We start from the raw sequence: 17,713 nt of genomic DNA, 5'->3' as shown, positions 1-17,713 counted from the left end.
TGAAATAATATCAAACTGAATTGAATGTATAATACTCCTGCATGGGTTTCACGTCGAGGTTTCCATCTCTCAGCGCTTCGATTGCCCTTGTTGCCGCCGTGGCGCCGGCGAGTGTTGTAAAATAGGGGACGCGGTGAACAAGCGCCGTACGTCGGATGGAATAAGAGGCCTCCTGGGCGGCTTTACCTTCTGTGGTATTGATAACGAGCTGGATTTCGTTGCTTTTGATATGATCGACAATATTGGGGCGCCCTTCAATTACTTTTAAGACGGGCGTGACGGGGATATTGTTTTCATTAAACACTTTCGCAGTGCCACCGGTAGCAACCAGCCCGAAACCCATTTGTGAAAGTTTTTTTGCGATGGGAATGATGAGCGTTTTGTCCCTGTCTCTCACGCTTATGAAAACCGTGCCCTTTAGTGGAAGGCTGCTGTCAGCAGCCATTTGGGATTTTGCATAGGCACGGCCAAAGTCTTTATCTATTCCCATGACCTCCCCTGTTGATTTCATCTCCGGCCCCAGGATAGTATCTACTCCCTTAAACTTGATAAAAGGAAACACCGCTTCCTTGATGGCAATGTGTTTTAGTCTCGAGTTCTCAGAGCAGTTTAAACTGCAGAGTTTTTTTCCCATGATCACCTGTGTTGCAATCTTTGCCAGTGGAACACCGATCGCTTTGCTCACAAAAGGTACGGTTCTTGATGCGCGGGGGTTGACCTCCAGAACATATACGACATTATCTTTAACCGCATATTGTATATTGATGAGACCAATGACGTTCAATGCCAGAGCGATGATTTGGGTTTGTTTTTTTAATTCATTCATAATCTCGGGACTGATGGAATACGGTGGAAGCGAGCAGGCGCTATCTCCTGAATGGATGCCCGCTTCCTCTATGTGTTCCATGATGCCTCCGATGAACACTTCGTTTCCGTCGCAGATCGCATCTACATCGACTTCTATAGCGTCTTCTAAAAACCGGTCAATTAAAACAGGGTGTTCCGGCGAAACATGTGTTGCATGAGCAATATATTCCTCCACACCAGCTTCATCGTAAACAATCCTCATAGCCCTTCCCCCCAGTACATAGGAAGGGCGCAGGAGTACCGGATAACCTATTCTGGAGGCAATACCTTTTGCCTCGCTGGCTGAACGGGCGCATCCGTTGTCAGGTTGTCTTAAATGTAACCGGTTTAACAGAGCTGCAAACCGTTCCCGGTCTTCCGCAATATCAATATTTTCCGGAGATGTTCCAAGGATTTTTACCCCTTCTTTTTCCAGGGGGATAGCCAGCTTTAAAGGAGTTTGTCCGCCAAATTGTACAATAACACCTTCTGGCTTTTCCCGTGTAACAATTTCAAGGATGTCTTCCAGAGTGAGTGGTTCAAAATAAAGACGGTCTGAGGTATCGTAATCCGTACTTACCGTCTCAGGATTACAATTAACCATGATGGTTTCGTAGCCCAATTCTTTTAATGCAAAGACCCCGTGTACACAACAGTAATCGAACTCAATACCCTGCCCAATGCGATTGGGACCGCTTCCAAGGATAAGTATCTTTTTTTTCCGGGTTGATTCTGCTTCACAAGCACTTTCATACGTGGAATACAAATAGGGGGTAAAAGCCTTAAATTCCGCTGCGCAGGTATCTACATGTTTGAAGACAGGTTTTACCGCATTCTTTTGACGATATGTCCGTATTGTCTTCTCATCAACTCCACACAAGGATGCAAGATATCTATCTGAATAGCCCGATTGTTTGGCTACTGCAAGCGTGTCCGTATCCATTGCAAATAGATTATTGGTTTGTGAAGTATGGGGATCTTTCACACAGTACCGTTTTATTTCTGCTTCTATATCGAGCACCTGCTTTATGTTGTAAAGAAACCATCGGTCGATGTGAGTCCATTTAAAAATTTCCTCCAGCTCTATGCCATACCTGATCGCATCGGCAATATGCCAGAGTCTGTCGGGATTCGGAGTTATGAGTTTTCCTCTCAAGAACTCGTATTTTTGTTCCGTGGACCATTTTTCACTTCCAGATGGCCATAAGGAATCAAATCCGTAACGGCCTGATTCTAAGGAACGGATAGCTTTGCCAATGGCCTCTTTGAAGGTACGTCCGATGGCCATTACCTCTCCAACAGATTTCATGTGGATGGTAAGAGTTTGATCCGTATCGGGGAATTTTTCAAAATTAAATCTTGGTATTTTTACAACACAATAATCAATGGTTGGCTCAAAACAGGCTGGGGTATAACGAGTGATGTCATTTGGAATTTCGTCAAGGGTATAACCAACGGCCAATTTTGCAGCAATCTTGGCAATAGGAAAACCTGTAGCCTTTGAAGCCAGTGCAGAACTTCTTGAAACCCTGGGATTCATTTCTATCGCCAGCATTTCCCCATTTTCCGGATTAACAGCAAACTGGATATTTGATCCACCGGTTTCCACTCCAATCTCCCGGATGACCTTTATTGCCGCATTCCGCATTATTTGATATTCGACATCTGTGAGTGTCTGAGCAGGAGCAACCGTTATGCTGTCACCGGTATGCACACCCATGGGATCAAAATTTTCAATGGAGCAGATGATAACCACATTGTCTTTTATGTCGCGCATCACCTCAAGTTCATATTCTTTCCAGCCCAGTACAGAACGCTCCACCAGCACCTCATGGACAGGACTGGCTTCCAGTGCCACCTTGATATATTCCTGGTATTCTTCGATATTGTATGCCGCATTGCCACCGGTGCCCGCCAGGGTGAAAGAAGGCCTGATGATGGCGGGGAAGCCTATTGTTTCTATGATCTTCATTGCCTCATCGTACGAACGCACATAAGCGCTTTCAGGGACTGCAATGCCAATCTGCTTCATCGCGGACTTAAAGAGCGACCTGTCCTCCGCCTTCTTGATCGCATTCAGCTTGGCACCGATTAACTCTACCTGGTATTCATCCAGGATCCCTTTTTCTGCAAGACTCACAGCGGTATTTAAACCGGTCTGTCCACCCAGGGTCGGGAGTATTGCCTGCGGGCGTTCCTTTGCAATGATCTTTGCCACCATTTCCGTCGTTATCGGTTCGATATACGTCTTATCAGCAATTTCCGGGTCTGTCATAATGGTGGCGGGATTGCTGTTCACTAAAACAACCTCGTATCCCTCTTCACGGAGTGCCTTGCATGCTTGTGTGCCAGAATAGTCAAATTCACAGGCTTGACCTATGACAATCGGACCTGAGCCGATGATCATAATTTTTTGTATATCTTTTCTCTTGGGCATAGTTTATTTAATTCTAATTTATAACTTTTAACTCCAAGTTATACAGTCTCTCTAATTAACATTAGCTCTTGTGTTCCATCATCTCAATAAGTCGCTCAAACAAATAGCCAGAGTCGTGAGGACCGGGTGATGCTTCGGGATGATATTGGACTGAAAAGGCTGGTATCGAGTGGCATTTCAATCCCTCTACCGATTTGTCATTAAGATTGATGTGGGTAATTTCCACGTTTCCGTACGGGCTTTTATGTACCGCTCCTTCCTGCGGTGATGTTACAGCGAAATTATGATTCTGTGCCGTAATCTCCACTTTTCCGGTGGATAAATCCACAACAGGCTGGTTTCCTCCGTGGTGACCAAATTTCAGCTTGTAGGTATTCAGCCCTAACGCAAGCGCCAGCAATTGATGACCAAGACAAATGCCAAATACTGGCTTTTTTCCCAGCAAGCCTCTAATGTTTTCAATCATATAAGGAACGCCTGCGGGGTCGCCGGGACCATTGGAAAGGACGATGCCGTCGGGATTCATGTCCAATACGGCCTGGAACTTTGTTTTTGCAGGAACTACCATCACCGAGCAACGGGCGCTGCTCAGTTTTCTCAGAATATTATATTTTACGCCACAGTCGTAGACAATAACGGTGAATCTTTTTGGTTTTTTCGTGTCTGTATCAAGATCTTTCCATTCATACAAATCATTGCACGTAACTTCCTTTACGAGGTCTTTGCCATCTAATCCAGAAGATGAATTTGCCTTTTTGGTGAGTCGCGAAACGTCAAAGTCCTCAGTAGAAACAACACCCCGCTGAGCTCCGAAATCTCGTAAACGCCTCGTCAGTTCCCTGGTATCAATTCCCTGGATACCGACAACTTTTTTACTTTTCAGAAAGACATCCAGACTTGTTTGTGAACGCCAATTGCTGGGGAAAGGGCTATATTCTTTAATAATAAAACCTTCTAAAAAGGGGGTACGGGACTCGTAATCTTTTTCATTAATCCCGTAATTGCCAATCATGGGATAGGTCATAACTACCATTTGACCTTTGTATGATGGATCGGTGAGGATTTCCTGATATCCCATCATGCTCGTGTTAAAAACGACTTCGCCGGTCGTCTCGCCAGAGGCACCTAAGGAGTATCCTTTAAAACTTGTTCCGTCTGCCAGGACAAGGATTGCCCGTTTTTTATCCATAAAGTACTTTTAGAATTATAAAGGAAAATATATGACCATATGCCACAAAATCACAGAGACTGGTGACGAGTGGTCGTGCGACCAATGTTTCTTCGTTGCCTTTGTATTCTGGTAGCCATTTTAAAGTCGATAAATCGTACACATAAAAGTTAAACGTGTCAAGTTAAAGTTGTTTTTCACTTGACTAAGACAATGCCTTTGCTATATTAAATTTTAATACACAATACCTTGGTGGCATGAAAGGACAATTATATAATGACAATTCTCGTTACGGGTGGTGCTGGTTTTATTGGTTCTCATGTGGTAGAAAGATTGTTATCTGAAGGTGAACAGGTAGTCATCATCGATAACTTCAACGATTTCTATCTACCCGCATATAAACGGGAAAATCTTTCTGCTGTTATGGGTAATCCAAATTTAACGTTATATGAAACAGATATATGTAATACCGCTTCATGCCGGGAAATATTTGAGAAGCACGGTATTGAAAAAATTATTCATTTAGCGGCCTATGCCGGGGTGAGGCCATCTATTGAACGTCCCTTGCTCTACGAAGAAGTTAATTGCAGGGGCACTTTAAATCTGCTCGAACTCTCCCGGATATATAAGATCAAACAATTTATCTTTGGTTCGTCTTCTTCTGTTTACGGGAATAATAAAAAAATCCCGTTTTCAGAAGACGATGCGGTAAACGAGCCGATATCTCCTTACGCAGCAACCAAACGGGCGGGAGAACTTTACTGTTATAATTATCATCACCTCTATAAAATACCAGTCGTCTGTCTGCGATTTTTCACGGTTTACGGACCGCGACAACGACCGGACCTTGCCATACGTAAATTCACGGAACTCATCGATCATGATCAGTTGATCCCTATGTATGGTGACGGAACGACACAGAGGGATTATACTTTTGTTTCTGACATTATCAGCGGGATTGTGTCTGTCGTGAAAAGACAATTTACTTTCGAGATTATTAATTTAGGCAATTCAATTCCCATTCGGTTGGCAAGGCTTGTTGAACTCATAGAACAGGAATTAGGCAAAAAAGCGAAGATTAAAAAACTTCCGGAGCAGCCAGGAGATGTACACAGGACTTATGCAGATATAAAGAAAGCGGAGCAGTTTTTACATTACAAACCGGAAATACCGATTGAGCAGGGTATCTGCTTGTTCATAGCTTGGTATAAAGGGCGTAAAAAATAAAAGGACAGATCTCTTCTTCAAAAAAAGGTATCATGGCTGGAACTCTTACGATGCAAACCGTGGTTTATCATAGTGTTTCAGTATGCAATTTTCTTTATCCCATTTTCCGTTTTTGTGCAGACACATTTTGCCGCCTTATGTCATTCAGCGGAGTGATTGTCTGCGCTCTTGGCGTAAACGTAGCCGAAAATTTCACACTGAAGATTCATCATGAAGCGCCATCTTTATTGAAGAGGAATGTGGGATGATAAATTTGAGCGCGACTATGCGTCGTTATAAAATCACATTCAGGAGGTTTTTCATGCTTAACCTCTCTAACAAAATCAGTCTGAGCAGAATATTTTTTATCCCACCCCTGGTATTTTGCATAATGCAAGTACAACATAACAATCATTATCGATATGCTTGTCTTCTTATCATGATAATGATTGGTCTAAGCGATATGCTGGATGGTTACTTTGCACGAAGGAGAAATGAAATAACAAATTTGGGAAGGTATCTGGATCCAGTCGCAGACAAACTCGTCCTGATGGTTTCTTGTATCATACTTTCCTCCGACCAAGTATGGCCTGAACCAAGATTTCCCAATTGGATCATGACTGTGATTGTTAGCAGAGATCTTGTGCTTATGTTTGGAACGGTTGCCTTGCTTATCATCACCGGTAGAATGGACTGCCAGCCAACAATGTTGGGTAAAGCTGCGACGGCCTTTCAAATTATTGCTATCATATCCGTAATTATGGGAAATCTTATTCCTTTGACGGTACTTGTTGCAATCTGGTGGCTGGTTGTTATTTTGACCTTCACTTCCGGGCTTCTGTATATATACAGAGGTGTAAAACAATTATGATGGTTGCGCTCAATTCCTTCTGTATTATATTTATACAAAAAGGCTTTACATTAACCACTTTTTTTAATACTATTTGTGCATAAAAATTTTCGGAATCGATCGGTCTGCAACATTCTGTATTCTCTGTTATGAACGGGTTGACTACCGATTGTTGAATCCTTATGAAGGGGTAACAATTTAGTTTTCTGAAAAAGATAACATCGGCCTCTTGTATTTGGCCTGTATGGGGGGATAAACCATTCGTGCCCCGTATTTTATTTCGTGCTGACTACATAGAAGTGCACGAATTTTTTTAAAAACTAAATTGTACTTTAAAGAGAACTCAATGAAATTTGAACTATGAGAGGTCTTCATGCAATTTAATACGATACAAGAGACCGTAGAGGATCTGAAAAACGGCAAAATGATCATTTTAGTGGATGACGCAAATCGTGAAAACGAAGGAGATATCACCGTTGCTGCAGAAAAGATCACCCCAGAGGTAATCAATTTTATGCTTACCCATGCACGAGGCATTATCTGTCTTGCAATTCATGCAGAACGGGCTGAAGAGCTCGATCTGCAGCCCATGGTGTCTCATAATACATCAAACTTTCAGACACCTTTTACCGTATCCATTGATGCGAGAAATGGTATCACAACAGGGGTATCTTCAAAAGACCGTACCACAACGATTTTGACTGCTATTGAAGACAATGCAACCGCTGATGACCTTGTGAGGCCGGGTCACGTATTCCCGCTCAAAGCACAACGAGGCGGGGTGTTAGTTCGGACGGGACACACCGAAGGCGCAGTGGATCTTACCCGTATTGCTGGTCTTAAACCTGCCGCGGTTATTTGTGAGATTATGACGGAAGACGGAAATATGGCTAAACTTCCTGATCTCAAGAAGTTTGCTGATAAACATCATCTTAAAATTTGCACGATTGCTGATCTCATTAAGTTTCGGCATGAACAAGAGCGCCTCATCGAAAAACGCGTTACGGTAAAATTGCCTACGGTCTATGGGAACTTTACGCTTCATCTTTATCGTTCCTTTGTTGATGACTATCTCCATCTGGCACTGTGTTTAGGGGTAGGCAGTGAAAGTGGAAACGCCCCTTCTCCCTTACATAACGAGCCGGTGCTAGTAAGAGTACATGATGAATGTCTGACGGGAGACATCTTTGGCTCTTTGCGGTGTGATTGTGGAGAACAGTTGCACAATGCCCTCAGGATCATACAGGAGGCAGGAAAGGGCATCCTGCTGTATATGAGGCAGGAGGGTCGCGGGATTGGCCTGGAAAATAAATTACATGCTTATCTGTTACAGGAAAAGGGTCTCGATACCGTTGAGGCTAATGAAAGGCTTGGTTTTCCCGCAGACAAACGCGATTATGGCATTGGTGCGCAAATTCTCAGAGACTTGGGGGTAACAAAGATGCGGCTACTTACCAATAACCCGAAAAAGTTTGCTGCTCTTGCCGGTTATGGTCTGGAAATTGTGGAACGGATACCCATCGTTATGGAGCCAAAAGATGAAAACAAGGATTACCTGCGTACAAAGAAGGAAAAATTAGGACACTTTATAGAAAAAATATAAGCCGTATATGGCGGTAGCGGGGTGGCGCGGACAAATGAATTTGTCTGTGTCCTCTGTGATTAAAGGATGTTCCGGAAAACGATGAAAAAATTATTCGCGAAAAAGGCCTTGAATGACCTCTCCGAAGAATCAAATCATCATCATTTCAAACGAGTATTAGGCCCGTTCTCACTCATTGCCTTAGGAATCGGCGCTGTCATTGGCGCCGGGATCTTTGTTTTAACCGGTCTGGCAGCCAAAGAATTTGCCGGTCCCAGTTTAGTCCTTTCTTTTGTTCTTTCTGGTCTTGCCTGTATTTTTGTTGCCCTCTGTTATGCTGAATTCGCTTCGATGATCCCGTTGGCAGGCAGCGCTTATACTTATTCCTATGCAGCCCTTGGGGAAATTTTTGCCTGGATTATTGGATGGGATCTCATCCTGGAATATTCGCTTGCTTCAAGCCTTGTTGCTGTAGGGTGGTCACACTATTTTGTAAAATTATTAGAAACCTTTGGCCTTCATATTCCTTCATGGCTTATCAATGACTATTGGACGTTGTCTCGTCAGGCCGGAGACCTCTTTACTCAAAGTGTTCCCTGTTTTTATGGTATTCCTATTGTATTCAATTTACCTGCTGCATTAATTATCGTTGCTATTACGACCCTGCTCGTTATTGGCATAAAGGAAAGCGCCCGTTTCAACAGCATCATCGTGGGAGTAAAACTGGCGGTAATTCTCCTGGTGATTTGTGTTGGATGGTTTTACGTGAAGGAGGACAACTGGGGCAGTAATTTTAGCGCCTTTGCGCCTTTCGGTATTGGCGGTATCGGAAAAGGTGCTGCTTACGTATTTTTTGCCTATATCGGCTTTGATGCAGTTTCAACCACTGCACAGGAGGCACAAAATCCGAAGAGGGATCTGCCGATAGGTATCATTGTATCATTAGTTCTGTGTACCCTGTTATATATTGCCGTTACAGCCGTCCTTACCGGGATGGTTTATTACAAAAATATTAACATTGACGCCCCTCTGGCGGATGCCTTTACCCGATATGGGCTGACCAAGGTATCTTTTTTTATTTCGGTTGGTGCCGTAGCCGGGCTGACGAGTGTGCTTCTGGTATTACTCTTAAGTCAATCCAGGATATTCTGGTCCATAGCCGGAGATGGCCTCCTGCCTGAACGAATCTTCGCAGCCGTCCATCCCAGGTTTGGTACCCCCCACGTTTCTACCATCATTGTCGGAGTCTGCGTTGCACTTACCGCCAGTTGCTTTCCTATAGAGGAGATTGCAAAACTGGTCAATATCGGGACACTCCTTGCCTTTTGTCTCGTCAGTGCCGCGGTCATTATCCTGCGTATTAAGGACCCCCATCATCCCCGTGCATTTAAGTGTCCCTTCGTGCCGGTAATACCTGTTTTGGGCATTCTCTCCTGCGGATACATGATGATACGGCTCGAATTCTCCACCTGGCTCAGGCTTATTATATGGCTGGCGCTCGGCGCCATTATTTATGCCGCCTACGGAAGACGTTATAGCAAACTGGCAAGGAAACACGCCCTTGTGGTGAAGAAAAACGAAGCACTTATGGAGTTAAACAAGAGTTATCTGTAGGATCGTATGGTAATATGCCCTCCGCTCTTGACGTTCAGGAATTTCAGTAATTAAAGGGTGATATGGACAAACTTGTTTGTCCGTGCCTTGCTTGGTGAATGAAAAAACAAATCGCAAAAATAAGATCGCCACGAGACATACACTTTGCGGAATCGAATTTGTAGTGTGAATTCGAATATTTTATAACGGGTGAAATCTGGGATTCAGATTACAAACCTGAACCCGCAATGAAGACTTGTTGCATGGTTGACGCTGGCACTATTATACATGCCGTCTACGGTAGACATCATAACAAACTGGCAAGAAAATATGCCCAAATGGAAAAACAAAATGGGTTGCTGGCGGAGTTGGATAAGAGTGACTTGTGACGGTACAGTGCAATTTGCTTTTCATCCTTAGAACGCCAGAGAACTCTTTGTCCTATTGCTAAAGCTGTTTGTTGAGCAGCAGGGCATATCAAAAAGCTATTGAAGGAAGCACGAAAGAAGCTTTTGTTTGAAAAGAGACGTAGTTCTTGATCCATTTTAAGGAAGTGGAACTGCTTGCTTGTCGGCGCTAAAGAATAAAAGATGTTACACTGGCTATGGCACGAAAACTCTTTCTGCACATGAGCTTATTAAAAAACTCGTAAGATAACAAAAACATGGCTAAAAAGCTTGACCTAAAGATTATACGAGCAAAAATATCATCCAATAATTAACATGCAGGTCTCTATCTTACGGAGTATCTTCAACTGGCGGATGCTGGTTACGTTCTTTTTGGGAGTAAGCTCAGGTATTCCCCTCCTCGTTACAGGTTCCACCCTTCAGGCATGGATGACCGATGAAAAGGTTGATCTTGCCGTAATTGGCTTGTTTTCTCTCGTGGGGCTTCCCTACACGGTTAAGTTCCTCTGGGCGCCATTTATGGATCGCTATCTCCCTCCATTTTTGGGGAGGCGACGTGGATGGATGCTGATCTTCCAAATTCTTCTAATGTTTGCCGTTGGCGCCTTTTCTCTGGTGAGACCCGCTCAATCCCCTTGGATTGTGGCCATTCTTGCAGCGCTCGTGTCTTTTTTCAGTGCAAGCCAGGATATTGTTGTTGATGCATATCGGCGTGAGCTTTTACGGGAGGAAGAATTGGGTTTAGGCTCTTCTCTGGCTGTAAATGGTTATCGCATAGGCATGCTCATCTCCGGGGCGTTTGCCCTGTTTCTTGCGGACCATATTCCCTGGCATTACGTGTATCTGCTGCTGGCTATCTCGCTTCTTATCGGTATCGTTACTACCTGTTTGGCACCGAATACTGGAGGACAAGTGATTTCTCCAAAATCCCTTCACGAAGCGGTTGTTGGTCCTTTTTTTGATTACTTTAAGCGGGCAGGGGCCTTTGAGATTTTGGCTTTCATTCTCTTTTATAAAATTGGCGATGTTATGGCAAACAGCATGACAATCCCGTTTATTTTAAAGATGGGATTTACCAAAACGGAACTGGCTGCTGTGGTAAAGACCTTTGGAATATTTGCCACGATCGCAGGAGGTCTCGCCGGCGGTGTCCTCTTGATAAGGCTTGGGCTTTGTAAAGGACTCTGGATCTTTGGAATCCTTCAGGCAGTATCAACCCTTTCCTTTTCTGCACTTGCTTCTCTGGGTGCCTATAGCTCCGTATTGACGGCTACGGTTACCTTTGAAAATTTAACCAGCGGTATGGGTACCGCGGCTTTTACGGCGTTTATGGCAAGCCTTTGCAATAAAAAGTTTACTGCTACGCAATACGCACTTTTAAGCAGTCTTATGGGTATTCCGCGGGTGATTGTTTCTGCTCCAACAGGTTTTTTAGCAGAGAGGATTGGTTGGGTTTATTTTTTTGTCTTTTGTACGTTAGCGGCGATTCCCGGTCTAGCATTTCTTTTTCGGTTCAGGGTATGGCAGGATGGAATGCGTTCTTTTCATGGAACAAACATTTCTCAGACAAACAGGGAGTTTTCGGCTGAATCTTAACTTGCTATCCGTTTCAATTAGCATTACAATGTCATTTTGTCGGGGAGTTTGTGATATGCATTTACAGTATTTAACAAGGGAGGGGCGGTAAAATGAAAAAAAAGATTCTCGGTGTCCTTTTATCCGGTTTGGCGCTTTTTCTGGTTTTGAATGCCGATTCTACGGCGCAGGAGAAACAAGTATCCATTACTATCTATCAGAATAATTTCGGTCTCGTTCGCGACGTTCGTGAGATGGAGTTAAAGGCTGGTACTCAAGAGATTCGTTTTACAGACGTCGCCTCAAAGATCGATCCCACTTCAGTCCATTTTAAATCACTGACAGCTACTGATCAGGTTGCAATTCTCGAACAGAACTATGAATATGACCTGGTGAGTGCAGAAAAAATATTGCAGAAATATATCGATCAGGCTGTTCAGCTCTTTACCAAAGAGGGCAAGATTTTTGAGGGAAAGTTACTGAGCGTCGGTGGAAACGTGGTTCTTGAGAAAAAGGATGGCGGAATTCAAGCCATTGCAATGGCGAACATTCAGAATATTGACTTTCCCAAGCTGCCTGCAGGTTTAATCACCCGCCCAACTCTGGTGTGGTATCTCTCGAGCGAAAAAAGCGGTAAGCATCATATGGAAACGAGCTATGTAACGGAAGGGATTGGTTGGCATGCAGAATACGTTGCTCTGGTAAACCATGATGATACAAAACTAGATTTGTCTGCATGGGTTTCCGTTGATAATCAATCGGGTACCGATTACGAGAACGCCAGGCTAAAATTGATAGCCGGTGATGTCCATCGGGTATCTCCGCCGTTACCACGTTACGCGGAGTATGAGGAGCGGGTAATGGCGAAGGCCGCATCGGTCAGACAATTTGAGGAAAAAGCATTTTTCGAATACCATCTCTATACGCTCCAACGTGTTGCTACAATTAAAAATAACCAGATAAAACAGCTCTCGCTTTTCCCCACGGCCACAACACCTGTGAAAAAGATTTATGAATATGACGGATCGAAAAACGAAAAGAAAATTAATGTAAAATTAGAATTTGAAAATTCTGAAAAAAATGGGCTGGGACTCCCTATTCCTGCGGGGAAGGTGCGAGTCTATAAGTCAGACGAGGATCAATCGCAGATTTTTGTTGGAGAAGATCAGATCGACCATACCCCGAAGGATGAAAAAATCCGTTTATATGTCGGAGATGCCTTTGATGTGGTAGGGGAACGAAAACAAACGAGCAATAAACAATTGGGCGACCGGGCTCGGGAAGAAACATGGGAAATCAAATTGCGCAATCATAAAAAAGAGGACATTGAAGTATTAGTAACGGAGCATCTCTGGGGTGACTGGGAAATACGAGAATCATCTCATGCCTATAATAAAAAGGACGCCCGCACTATCGAATTTGTAATACCGGTGAAGAAGGATGCAGAGACCGTTGTAAAATACACAGTCTTATATCGCTGGTAGTCGGGCTGCACAGGACCATCTTGCTTCTGCAATTTCTCAACTGAGAGGGTTGGATCTGTTCCGAATTTACGAGGGAAGGACTTCGTAAAGATTTAGCAAAGATATGAATAAAATAAACTCTGTCAGGGTTTCAAACCCTGACAGAGTTGAAGTATGAATTTCGTGAAATAGATTTGATATCTGATATTTCAGAGCGCTCTGATGCAAGAAATTTCCCGTCTATGATTCCAGACTCTTTTTTGACGTTTGGATTCATGTTGTTTTGACAGGGGAACTCGTCGAAATATTCAGCATTACCAGATATTTCAACATACGGAAATTATGAGCCAGCTTATAATCAAGCCGCAAAATGGAGAATACAGGGAGACGAAGTTGCCAAGGGCGTGATTAAAACGCTGCCATGCACACCAGACTCGACAATAATAGTGATCAGCCTGTCCACCTGAAAAATGAGTTGTCATTACAAAGAACAGTGCAACAAATCAATTTCATACCAGCATTGCTTCGCCGATGCTTGTAATAATGGTTCATGTATATTGTTGAAAATATGGGTTATTATTTTTGCAGGAAAGTCTTAAGGTGATAGAGATAAAACCTATAGTCGGAACAATTGATGCAGTTATCACGGTTCCTGGCTCGAAGAGTTATACAAACCGTGCGTTTATTACGGCGGCATTGGCTGACGGAGAATCCACGATTACCAATGCTCTTTTTAGCGATGATACCAAATACATGGCATCCAGCTTAAATACATTGGGGATCCCCATCGAGGAGCGACAAAATGCCAACAGGTTTGTGATACAAGGGAAAAGAGGGATTATTCCTGTAAAACGGGCAAATTTGTTCGTTGGGAATGCAGGGACTGCGATGAGATTTTTGACAGCTATGTTGACCCTGGGCAACGGGGAGTATGAAATAGACGGCGTGGTGCGCATGCGACAAAGGCCTATACAGGATTTGCTTGATGGTTTAAGGCAATTGGGGGCGGATGTCGTGTCAAAAAACCATGATGGTTGTCCGCCGGTGTTGATCCACGGGAAAGGATTGCAGGGAGGATTCGCCGTGGTAAAAGGTGATTTGAGCAGTCAATATTTCAGCGCTTTATTGATGACATCTCCCTATGCAAAAAAGGATGTAATTGTTGAAGTGAAGGGCAATCTGGTTTCAAAACGGTATGTGGATATGACGGTGGCACTGATGCGCCAGTTTGGGGTAAATGTGGAGAACCATGAATATAAAATGTTCGTGGTAAAATCCGGACAGCATTACCATGCGAGGCATTATGAAGTAGAGGGGGACGCATCGGCTGCTTCATATTTTTTTGCCGCTGCCGCTATTACCGGCGGTAAAGTAAGAGTTGAGGGCATTGGAAACAATTCCTTGCAAGGTGACATTCATTTTGTGGATGTTTTAAAAAGTATGGGTTGCAAGGTTGCGATGGGCAGCAACTGGACTGAGGTACAGGGCGGGACGCTACATGGCATAGACGTCGACATGGGTGATATGCCGGATGTCGCCCAGACCCTTGCTGCGGTATCGGTATTTGCACAGGGGAAGACACGGGTCCGTAATGTAAAAAATATGCGCATCAAGGAAACCGACCGGATTGCTGCGGTGGTAAATGAATTACGAAGATTGAGGATTTCTGCGTTGGAATATGAGGATGGTTTTGAAATTGAACCGTCTCCACCATGTCCGGCCGTGATAGAAACCTATGATGATCACAGGATGGCTATGAGTTTTGCGTTAATTGGACTGCGCGCATCTGGTATTGCCATCAAAAATCCCGAGTGTGTTGCAAAGACGTTTCCCGATTATTTTCAGAAGTTAGAAGCCTTACGGAGTGGAAAAATAAACCCTGACACCGTTAATCTGCATATTTAGAGCATCTGGTGTGTAACAGACTCTCCTGCTAAAGAATTCATAGTATTTTGTATCCGTCAGATGGTATCGTGTTTTGTAAACTCTGTGGTCGTTGATAATGAAGCAAAGATATTTCATAAAATCCTATGACTGCGCCTGATACCGATGAAAAATATATGATGCTTGCCTTGGAATTGGCAGAAAAAGCGCGTGGAAAGGTAGAGCCCAATCCCATGGTGGGGGCAGTGCTGATAAAAAATGGTGAGATTATAGGAAAAGGGTATCACCAGATTTTTGGCGGAGCGCATGCTGAGATACATGCGATCAATGAGGGGGGAGAAAACTGTAAGGGATCGACACTCTATATCTCCATGGAGCCCTGTGCACATTATGGTAAGACTGCGCCATGTGTTGATGCCATCATAAAGGCTGGAATTACAAAGGTAATAATACCGATTATTGATCCCAATCCTGTTACTTCTGGCAAGGGGATGCAAAAATTGAAAGAGGCAGGGATTGAAGTAAGATTGGGTGTTATGGAATCGCAGGCTAAAAAGCTGAATGCCCCTTTTTTTAAATTGATGCAAACAGGACTCCCTTACATTATTGTAAAATGGGCGATGTCACTCGATGGTAAGATTGCCACACACGGAGGGGACTCCCGGTGGATTACGTCTGAGGAGTCGCGTGCGTATGTGCATAAGATACGCGGATGGATGGACGGAATTGTCGTGGGAATCAACACCGTAATTCGCGATGATCCTTTGTTGACCTGCCGTTTAAAAGGGGGAAGAAATCCGAGAAGGATCATTGTCGATGGCAATGCTATCCTGCCGTTATCTTCCCGGCTTATTAAGACAATCAGCGAATGCGAAATCATTGTTGCTGTTACCATGAATGCACCTCAGGAGCGCATTGAGAGGTTAAAGCAAGTAGGCTGTAAAATAATTCAAACGAAGGATATAAGTGGTCGTGTAGACTTACACGACTTCTTCCGTTATCTCGGGGAGATGAAATTGACCAATATCCTTGTGGAGGGTGGGAGCAGAATTATTACCTCGATGATCGAAGGTCATTTGGCAGATAAAATTATCGTATTTATTGCCCCCGTTATTATCGGTGGTGAAGGTGCATTGCCTCCCGTTCTTGGAAAAGGGGTTGATATGATGTGCAGAGCAGTAAAACTGCGTGAGATTAGCATAAAAAGGTTTTTAAATGATACTGCTATTGAAGGTGTTCCGGAATACGGTTTTTATGCTTAAGAATGCCTGGAGAGGAACGTCGGGGAATAAGAGAGACCAGGTAACCGGTAGTTATAAATTATCAAGATCGCCGTCCTCGTCATCTAACGCTTTTTCAATTTCAAACTCAATCTCTCTTCTTGGTTCAAGCACCAGCTTCTTGTATCTCTCTTTAATAAAAGCAAGACGTTCCGTTTTTTTTCGTTGATTGTCTGTCGAATAGGTTACATCAAAAATCATTTTCTCCGTTCTCCTTACCTGTTTCCTGGGAGTGCAAAATAAAGGCAAATAATTAAAACAAAAAAATTATATATTCGGCTTACCTAATGTCAAGATCAAACTAAATAAATTATTTAACATTTTTTACCTTGCATTTCAAAATTTATTTCTTTAGTATAAACTCGCTTTTAGCGTTGTACATTAAAAATTTACAGAATTTAGTTTTTTAAAAAACTCCCCGGAAGGAGGAAAATGGATGCAATTCAAGGAGAAGATAGCGATAGTTACGGGAGGAACGCGTGGTATTGGAAAAGCAATTGTTCTGGAGCTGGCAAAGAACGGTTGTCATGTGGCTTTCAATTATAATAAAAATACCGATGCGGCAAATGCATTGATAAAAGAGATAGAGTCCTTGGGTCGAAAGGCGGTTTCGTTCCAGGTAAATGCAGCCAGTTTTGAAGGTGCAAAGAACATGGTAAAGGAGATTAAAGATACATTCGGAAAGGTCGATTTCCTGATAAATAATGCGGGTATCACCCGGGATAAACTCCTTGCTCTTATGGGAGAGAACGATTGGGACGAGGTCATCAGTACGAATCTCAAGAGTGTTTATAATTTTTCCAAATCGGTTATTACCCTGATGATTAAACAAAAGGCTGGCAGTATTCTCAATATAACCTCGGTGAGTGGTTTGATGGGAATGGCAGGACAGGTGAACTATTCTTCGTCAAAGGCAGGCATGGTTGGTTTCACAAAAGCCCTGGCAAAAGAGGTAGGGAAGGCTAATATTACGGTGAATGCCATTGCCTGCGGTTTTATTGAAACGGATATGACGTCCGGCCTGCCTCAGGAATATAAAGACAAGATGATCGAAATGATCCCGGTAAGGAGATTCGGCAAACCAGAGGAAATTGCAAAGGTAGCTGCGTTTCTTCTATCGGATGATGCTAAATATATCACAGGACAGGTCATCAGCGTAGATGGTGGTTTAGCGATGTAGAAAAAGGGTAATTGCTCAAAAAGGGGGCTTTCGCCTATCTTTCGATGCAATACTATTGAATTAAACCGGAGAGATTTCCTCTTCGAGGTGAAACCAGGATGACTGACAGAGTATAGCCGGGGGCGGCAGTTCTGGGATAAGAATTTGATACTATTTTTGCGATGAAAGGGCACCATTATCTTTTAAAGGAAGGGAAAAGCGGGGAGTTACGCGAAATCCTCTTAAAATTAAATGGTTGAATA

General features: G+C 43.4%; 12 protein-coding genes. 9 read left to right on the top strand and 3 right to left on the bottom strand.

Annotated elements, in window-relative coordinates:
• Window positions 1-10: 10 nt before the first annotated feature.
• Window positions 11-3,283: a carbamoyl-phosphate synthase large subunit gene (gene carB, locus BIY37_RS11950; RefSeq protein ID WP_070068075.1), complete on the bottom strand. Its 3,273-nt coding sequence runs from the start codon at window positions 3,281-3,283 to the stop codon at window positions 11-13.
• Window positions 3,284-3,344: 61 nt separating this feature from the next.
• Entirely contained in the window at window positions 3,345-4,472 is a 1,128-nt protein-coding gene (gene carA / locus BIY37_RS11945; protein ID WP_070068074.1) for a glutamine-hydrolyzing carbamoyl-phosphate synthase small subunit, read from the bottom strand.
• Window positions 4,473-4,727: 255 nt separating this feature from the next.
• On the opposite strand from carA, the gene BIY37_RS11940 reads away from it, so the two are divergent.
• The 8 genes from BIY37_RS11940 (at window position 4,728) to ribD (ending at window position 16,273) form a co-directional block, all read left to right on the top strand.
• Entirely contained in the window at window positions 4,728-5,678 is a 951-nt protein-coding gene (locus BIY37_RS11940; protein WP_070068073.1) for a GDP-mannose 4,6-dehydratase, read from the top strand.
• 301 nt (window positions 5,679-5,979) lie between these two features.
• A complete protein-coding gene (locus BIY37_RS11930; RefSeq protein ID WP_070068071.1) occupies window positions 5,980-6,528 on the top strand; it encodes a CDP-alcohol phosphatidyltransferase family protein in 549 nt (182 codons plus the stop codon).
• A gap of 352 nt (window positions 6,529-6,880) precedes the next feature.
• Window positions 6,881-8,110 carry a bifunctional 3,4-dihydroxy-2-butanone-4-phosphate synthase/GTP cyclohydrolase II gene (locus tag BIY37_RS11925; RefSeq protein ID WP_070068070.1) on the top strand — a complete coding sequence of 410 codons (1,230 nt, stop codon included), beginning with the start codon at window positions 6,881-6,883 and terminating at the stop codon, window positions 8,108-8,110.
• 81 nt (window positions 8,111-8,191) lie between these two features.
• A complete protein-coding gene (locus BIY37_RS11920) occupies window positions 8,192-9,703 on the top strand; it encodes an amino acid permease (protein ID WP_070068069.1) in 1,512 nt (503 codons plus the stop codon).
• 701 nt (window positions 9,704-10,404) lie between these two features.
• Window positions 10,405-11,685, top strand: a complete 1,281-nt coding sequence (locus BIY37_RS11915; protein ID WP_070068068.1) for an AmpG family muropeptide MFS transporter — start codon at window positions 10,405-10,407, stop codon at window positions 11,683-11,685.
• Window positions 11,686-11,777: 92 nt separating this feature from the next.
• Window positions 11,778-13,148: a DUF4139 domain-containing protein gene (locus BIY37_RS11910; protein ID WP_070068067.1), complete on the top strand. Its 1,371-nt coding sequence runs from the start codon at window positions 11,778-11,780 to the stop codon at window positions 13,146-13,148.
• A 579-nt stretch (window positions 13,149-13,727) separates the two neighbouring features.
• Window positions 13,728-15,032 (top strand): 3-phosphoshikimate 1-carboxyvinyltransferase, encoded by a 1,305-nt coding sequence (gene aroA / locus BIY37_RS11905; RefSeq protein ID WP_070068066.1) that lies wholly within the window; start codon window positions 13,728-13,730, stop codon window positions 15,030-15,032.
• 125 nt (window positions 15,033-15,157) lie between these two features.
• On the top strand, window positions 15,158-16,273 hold the full coding sequence (ribD, locus tag BIY37_RS11900; protein WP_070068065.1) for a bifunctional diaminohydroxyphosphoribosylaminopyrimidine deaminase/5-amino-6-(5-phosphoribosylamino)uracil reductase RibD: 1,116 nt from the start codon (window positions 15,158-15,160) through the stop codon (window positions 16,271-16,273).
• A 51-nt stretch (window positions 16,274-16,324) separates the two neighbouring features.
• On the opposite strand, the gene BIY37_RS13590 is transcribed toward ribD, so the two are convergent.
• Entirely contained in the window at window positions 16,325-16,492 is a 168-nt protein-coding gene (locus tag BIY37_RS13590) for a hypothetical protein (RefSeq protein ID WP_179129394.1), read from the bottom strand.
• Between the two features lie 235 nt (window positions 16,493-16,727).
• Here BIY37_RS13590 and fabG point away from each other — a divergent pair, with 235 nt between their 5' ends.
• Window positions 16,728-17,471: a 3-oxoacyl-[acyl-carrier-protein] reductase gene (fabG, locus tag BIY37_RS11895; RefSeq protein ID WP_070068064.1), complete on the top strand. Its 744-nt coding sequence runs from the start codon at window positions 16,728-16,730 to the stop codon at window positions 17,469-17,471.
• Window positions 17,472-17,713: the final 242 nt, after the last annotated feature.

Origin of the sequence: Candidatus Brocadia sapporoensis, from assembly GCF_001753675.2 — a bacterium.
Lineage (GTDB): Bacteria > Planctomycetota > Brocadiia > Brocadiales > Brocadiaceae > Brocadia > Brocadia sapporoensis.
Note: the sequence above shows the minus strand (reverse complement) of the source record. Positions and strands in the feature narration are given on the sequence as shown.

Excerpts from the sequence above, each read along its gene's own strand:
- BIY37_RS11925 (WP_070068070.1), top strand. The coding sequence starts at position 6,881 with ATGCAATTTAATACGATACAAGAGACCGTAGAGGATCTGAAAAACGGC.
- BIY37_RS13590 (WP_179129394.1), bottom strand. The coding sequence starts at position 16,492 with ATGATTTTTGATGTAACCTATTCGACAGACAATCAACGAAAAAAAACG.
- BIY37_RS11920 (WP_070068069.1), top strand. The coding sequence starts at position 8,192 with ATGAAAAAATTATTCGCGAAAAAGGCCTTGAATGACCTCTCCGAAGAA.
- ribD (WP_070068065.1), top strand. The coding sequence starts at position 15,158 with ATGACTGCGCCTGATACCGATGAAAAATATATGATGCTTGCCTTGGAA.
- fabG (WP_070068064.1), top strand. The coding sequence starts at position 16,728 with ATGCAATTCAAGGAGAAGATAGCGATAGTTACGGGAGGAACGCGTGGT.
- BIY37_RS11940 (WP_070068073.1), top strand. The coding sequence starts at position 4,728 with ATGACAATTCTCGTTACGGGTGGTGCTGGTTTTATTGGTTCTCATGTG.
- BIY37_RS11915 (WP_070068068.1), top strand. The coding sequence starts at position 10,405 with ATGCAGGTCTCTATCTTACGGAGTATCTTCAACTGGCGGATGCTGGTT.
- carB (WP_070068075.1), bottom strand. The coding sequence starts at position 3,283 with ATGCCCAAGAGAAAAGATATACAAAAAATTATGATCATCGGCTCAGGT.
- BIY37_RS11930 (WP_070068071.1), top strand. The coding sequence starts at position 5,980 with ATGCTTAACCTCTCTAACAAAATCAGTCTGAGCAGAATATTTTTTATC.
- BIY37_RS11910 (WP_070068067.1), top strand. The coding sequence starts at position 11,778 with ATGAAAAAAAAGATTCTCGGTGTCCTTTTATCCGGTTTGGCGCTTTTT.
- carA (WP_070068074.1), bottom strand. The coding sequence starts at position 4,472 with ATGGATAAAAAACGGGCAATCCTTGTCCTGGCAGACGGAACAAGTTTT.